Source organism: Bradyrhizobium uaiense (assembly GCF_010811875.1).
GTDB lineage: Bacteria > Pseudomonadota > Alphaproteobacteria > Rhizobiales > Xanthobacteraceae > Bradyrhizobium > Bradyrhizobium uaiense.
The window spans coordinates 1-246 of the sequence record NZ_VKHP01000847.1; the positions used below are offsets into that span (position 1 = coordinate 1).

The 246-nt window shown below is 56.5% G+C and carries 1 protein-coding gene; it reads left to right on the top strand.

The genetic code is table 11. From position 1 onward, the window contains the following. On the top strand, nt 1-246 hold a 246-nt coding region (locus FNJ47_RS47750), incomplete at both ends, for a transposase (RefSeq protein WP_163163698.1).

Below are 246 nucleotides of genomic sequence, written 5' to 3' on the forward strand. Positions count from 1 at the left end.
AGCAGCATCTCCCCGGCGACGAAGCCTGGCTCATTGGCGAGCAACGTGCCTCAGGGGAGAAGAAATACTATCTCGCCAACCTGCCTGCGTCGACGGATCTGCGCACATTGGCCGCCACTATCAAGGCAAGATGGATTTGTGAGCAGGCGCATCAGCAGTTGAAGGAGGAACTCGGACTTGATCACTTCGAGGGGCGATCATGGAAGGGTCTTCATCGTCACGCCCTGATGACAATGATTGCCTACG